This is a genomic window from uncultured Wocania sp., assembly GCF_964021735.1.
In the GTDB taxonomy this organism is placed as follows: Bacteria; Bacteroidota; Bacteroidia; order Flavobacteriales; family Flavobacteriaceae; genus Wocania_A.
The window spans coordinates 1-4,871 of sequence record NZ_CAXIBN010000211.1 but is presented as its reverse complement, the minus strand read 5'-3'; the positions used below and the strand labels follow the sequence as shown (position 1 = coordinate 4,871).

Annotated in this window: 3 protein-coding genes; all 3 read right to left on the bottom strand. The window is 36.5% G+C overall.

Translation table 11 applies throughout. The features are described from left to right. Positions 1-73 precede the first annotated feature (73 nt). Positions 74-661: a TetR/AcrR family transcriptional regulator gene (locus AADI82_RS13725; RefSeq protein WP_341216995.1), complete on the bottom strand. Its 588-nt coding sequence runs from the start codon at positions 659-661 to the stop codon at positions 74-76. Positions 662-689: 28 nt separating this feature from the next. After that, positions 690-2,117, bottom strand: coding sequence for an efflux transporter outer membrane subunit (locus AADI82_RS13720; RefSeq protein WP_341216994.1), 1,428 nt, complete (start codon positions 2,115-2,117; stop codon positions 690-692). A gap of 4 nt (positions 2,118-2,121) precedes the next feature. Then, a partial coding sequence (locus AADI82_RS13715; protein WP_341216993.1) for an efflux RND transporter permease subunit occupies positions 2,122-4,871 on the bottom strand: 2,750 nt, incomplete at its 5' end.

Sequence of the window (4,871 nt, the reverse complement as noted above, 5' to 3'; positions counted from 1 at the left end):
TTACAATAGCTATGTATACGTTTTCAACTTTTGGTATTTGGATGTCTTTTTTCATAAGTGTAAAAATAACAAACTATTCAAAATAAGGATTTTTATAACTTGATTTTGTAATACCTCGTAAGCTATATACTATAAAGTGGTTTAACAAGTCCTTATTGGAATATATTTCAAAAAGGTTATTATTTGTGAAGGCAATCTCTTCAAACTTTTTAAAATATAAATCGCAGAACAATTTTAAATTTACCTCATCAACCAAAAAACCTTTTTCTTTTGCAATTTTCAAAAGATTATATACTCTAATCTTTACAAAATTATCACGAAAATCATCAAATACTTTATTGGCCGAAGGATAGTATTTTCGAAGTCCGAAAATAAAAGAAGGTTCAAAATATTTAAGACGATCAAAAGCCTTTTCATACATTATAACAATCCTGGTAATAGGGTCTTTTTCTACTTCAATTAAGTATTTTAACGTTTGGTTATATTCGTTTATTAAATGCTGAATACTAGCTGTTACCAAGTCTTCCTTACTGGAAAAGTACTTGTAGATTGTTTTTTTAGAAATACCCAACAAGGCAGCAAGCTCATCCATAGTGAACCGCCTACTGCCAAATTGAGTAAATTTCTCGGCTGCGAACGCTATAATTTGTTCTTTGCCCATAATTAACTTAGCCTATTAATACTAATTTTTATTTCCATCCACCACCAAGGGCTTCGTATAAATTCACGACACTTAACAACTGATTCAATTTGTTGTCAATCACATTCAATTCAGCACTCAAAGCACTTTGTCTTGCCGTTAACAAGTCTAGATAATTGGCATACCCATTTTTCAACAATTCTTCTGAATTACTTTCAGCATTACGTAAAGCTTCGACTTCTTTTTGACGGTATTCAAATTTCTCGGTTTCAGCATTATAAGCATATAGCGCGTTAGATACTTCATTTCCTGCCGTTAGCAACGTCTTTTTAAAACTTAACAGTGCTTGTTCTTGTTGTGCTTTGGCTACTTCGTGCTGTGTTTTTATCGCTCGTTTGTTAAAAATAGGTTGTGCCAATCCACCAATAATATTGGCAAACAACGAGTTAGCACTTAACAAGTCATCTAATTGTAAACTTTGAAATCCGCTAGAAGCTGTCAATGTTAACGAGGGATAAAAATTACTTCGTGCCACATTCGTCATTTCAAAGGCATTAATCAGTCCGTATTCAGCCGCCATAACATCTGGACGATTACTTAACAAAGTTGCTGGAACACCTAACTTAATATTGGATTCTAATGCTTGATTTTCCAAAGCACCTCGTTTAACCGCTTTAGAATCTTTCCCAAGGAGTAAATTCAAGGTGTTTTCTGTTTTAAAAATAGCTACTTCCAAATCTACTTGTAAGGCTTTGGCATTATTATACTGCGCGATGTTTTGGTCAACCGCAACCTGCGTTACCTGTCCTGCATCTTTTAACGTTTTAATGGTAACCACACTACTATCACGGGTTGCAATAGTTTCTTTGGTAACTTTTAATTGTGCGTCTAACGCCAATAGTTGATAATAGGTCGATGCAATAGCAGATACCAATTGGGTTTTTACCGCTTGATGCGCAGCCACACTTTGTAAATAACCCGCTTCGCCAGCGCGTTTGTTACTGCGTATTTTTCCCCAGATATCAGCTTCCCAAGATAAGGCGCCAGAAAGTTCAAATTGATCGACATGGTCGGTTCCAAGACTACTTAATATAGCACCTTGCTGGCCATTTCCCGATAAATAAGATCGTGAAGCAGACGCATTGGCATTAATGCTTGGTAAATTCCCCGCTTTTCCTTGTTTCATATACGCTTCGGCAACGGCCATTTGCTGTAAAGCCACACGAATATCTAAATTATTTTGCAAGCCTTCTTCAATGTATTGCTTTAAATTTGCATCAGCAAACATATCTTTCCAAGATACATCTGCCATAGATAAACTATCGGTTGGCAGATTGTCTGTTCGGTATAAATTTTCCGTTTCTTGTAGTTCTTCTGGTCTTGCATAATCTTTTGCCACAAAACAACTTTGTAATGTGAACGCCATGAATACTACAACAAGCGTTCTATATATATATGGTTTTTTTATAAATGTCATCTTACTATTCTTTTGTTTCAATTACTACTGGTTTACTAGAGACCTTTTCCTGTAACCACTGGAAAAGAATAAATAAAAGCGGGATTACAAATACGCCTAAAATGGTTCCTATAAGCATTCCGCCTGCGGCTCCTGTACCAATAGAGTTGTTTCCTTCGGCTCCAACACCTTTAGCCAACACCAACGGCATGAGCCCTAAAATAAAAGCGAACGAGGTCATTAAAATTGGACGTAAACGCGCTTTGGCTCCATGGATGGCTGCATCTACAATACTTTCACCATTTTTTCGTCTTTGAAGCGCAAACTCCACAATAAGGATGGCGTTTTTAGCAAGCAATCCGATAAGCATAATTAAGGCAATTTGGAAATAAATGTTGTTTTCCAATCCAAAAAACTTCGTGCTTATATAAGCTCCAAACACCCCAAATGGTAACGATAACACTACAGCAAATGGTAATAAGTAACTTTCGTATTGTGCGCTTAATAAGAAATACACAAACAAAATACTTAATATAAATATGAACATCGTTTGGTTTCCTGCATTTACCTCTTCACGCGTTAAACCAGAGTATGCAACGGTATAATTACTTGGTAATTTTGCCACTTCTTCTTCAATCACTCTAATGGCATCTCCTGTACTAAACCCTGCGTTTGTTGCTCCAGTAATTGATGTAGAATTGAATAGGTTGAAACGCGTAACAGATTGCGGGCCATATACACGCTCTAATTTCACAAACTGTGTAATGGGTGTCATGTCTCCTGAATTTGTTCTAACATACATGCTATTCAAGGCATTTACATCAGCTCTATCTTCTGGCAACGATTGGATATACACTCTAAATTGTTTTCCAAATCTTGAAAAATCGGAAGCATAAACACCTCCTATATAGCCTTGTAGTGTTGAAAAAATACTATTAATGGGCACGCCTTTTTCTTTTGCTAATGGTACGTTAATATCCATTTCGTATTGAGGATATTTTGTATTGAAAGACGATTGCGCATATTTAATTTCTGGGTGACTCATCAAAGCCTTGGAAAATTCTTGATTTACTTTGTCTAAATCTGTAAACTCGCCACCAAACTTATCTAATAAATTTACCTCGAAACCTGCGGAATTACCAAAACCACGAATACTTGGCGGTGCAAAGAAAATAACGTTAGCTTCAGGAATAGATGCCGCTATACCAAACAATTTCCCTGTTATAGCTTCTGCCGAAAGTGCTTCGGTTTCACGATCTTTCCAATCGGCAAGTTTAATAATACCAAAACCGTAATTGCTACCAGAACCACTAATTAAACTTCTTCCTTTTATAAATGAAACACCAACTACACCATCTAAATCTTTGGTTTTATCGTTTAAACTTTTTACAACTTCATTCGTTCTATCTAAAGAAGCACCAGCTGGCAACTCGATATTTGCAAAAATAATTCCTCTATCTTCATTTGGCACAAAACCAGTAGGTGTTGTTTTTGACGCATAAAAAATACCTGCAACAGCTAATGCCAAAAGCAACACTGGCACCCATTTTCTTTTGTATAAAAACTGAAGTGATTTCCCATATCGATCAACAGTGGCATTAAATCCGCGATTAAAAAGCGTGTAAAAACGTTTTAATGGCCCTTTGCCTTTCAGTTCTTCGTCTTCCTTGTGTGTTTTTAAAAATAACGCACATAAGGCAGGGCTCAAGGTTAAGGCGTTTACTGCCGAAATAAGAATTGCGATAATTAAGGTTACCCCAAATTGCTCATAAAACACACCTGTTGGCCCAGTTACAAACGTTACTGGAATAAATACGGCTGCCATTACCAAAGTAATCGATATAATGGCTCCAGATATTTCGGTCATGGCATCGAGCGTTGCTTTTTTAGGATCCTTTTCACCATTATCCATTTTAGCATGAACGGCTTCAACGACTACAATGGCATCATCTACTACAATTCCAATGGCAAGTACCAATGCAAATAGTGTTAAAAGGTTGATAGAATACCCAAAGACATTCAAGAAAAAGAAGGTTCCAATAATCGAAACTGGCACAGCGATGGCCGGAATTAAAGTCGACCTAAAATCTTGCAGAAAGATAAATACGACTAAAAAAACCAGTAAGAACGCCTCAAGCAGCGTGCTGATTACTTTATCTATGGACGCATTTAAAAACAAACTGGTATCGTAAGGCACAAAAATATGTAAGCCTTCAGGTAAATCTTTTTCAACCGTATTTAAGGTCGTTTTAATATTCTCAATAATTTCCTGTGCATTAGAACCTTTGGTCTGAAAGATGCCCATAAATACCGCAGGGTGCCCTTTGCTCATGGCGTTAGACGCATACGATTGTGCATCTAATTCAATAGTTGCCACATCGTTTAAACGTAAAAACTCGCCATTCCCTAAAGCTTTAATTATGATGTCCCCGTATTGTTTCTGTTCTTTAAAACGCCCACTATACGTTAACACATACGAAAATGCTTCACCATTATTTTCTCCTAACGAGCCCGCTGCGGCTTCCAAGTTTTGCTCTTGTAAAGCAGCTGAAATATCAGATGGAATTAAATTATAGGCTGCTAATTTTTCTGGCTTTAACCAAATACGCATTGCATAATCTTGTTGCGAAAACACACTTACATCCCCAACACCTTGAATACGTTGCATGGCTGGAATCACGTTTATTTTTAAGTAGTTCTGAATAAATGTCGCATCATAATCGTCGCTATCTGTATATGTTGACAAGAACATTAATGCACTTGTTTGCTGTTTTG

Bases quoted from the DNA above. Each gene is read 5' to 3' on its own strand.
- AADI82_RS13725 (WP_341216995.1), bottom strand. From the start codon at position 661: ATGGGCAAAGAACAAATTATAGCGTTCGCAGCCGAGAAATTTACTCAA.
- AADI82_RS13720 (WP_341216994.1), bottom strand. From the start codon at position 2,117: ATGACATTTATAAAAAAACCATATATATATAGAACGCTTGTTGTAGTA.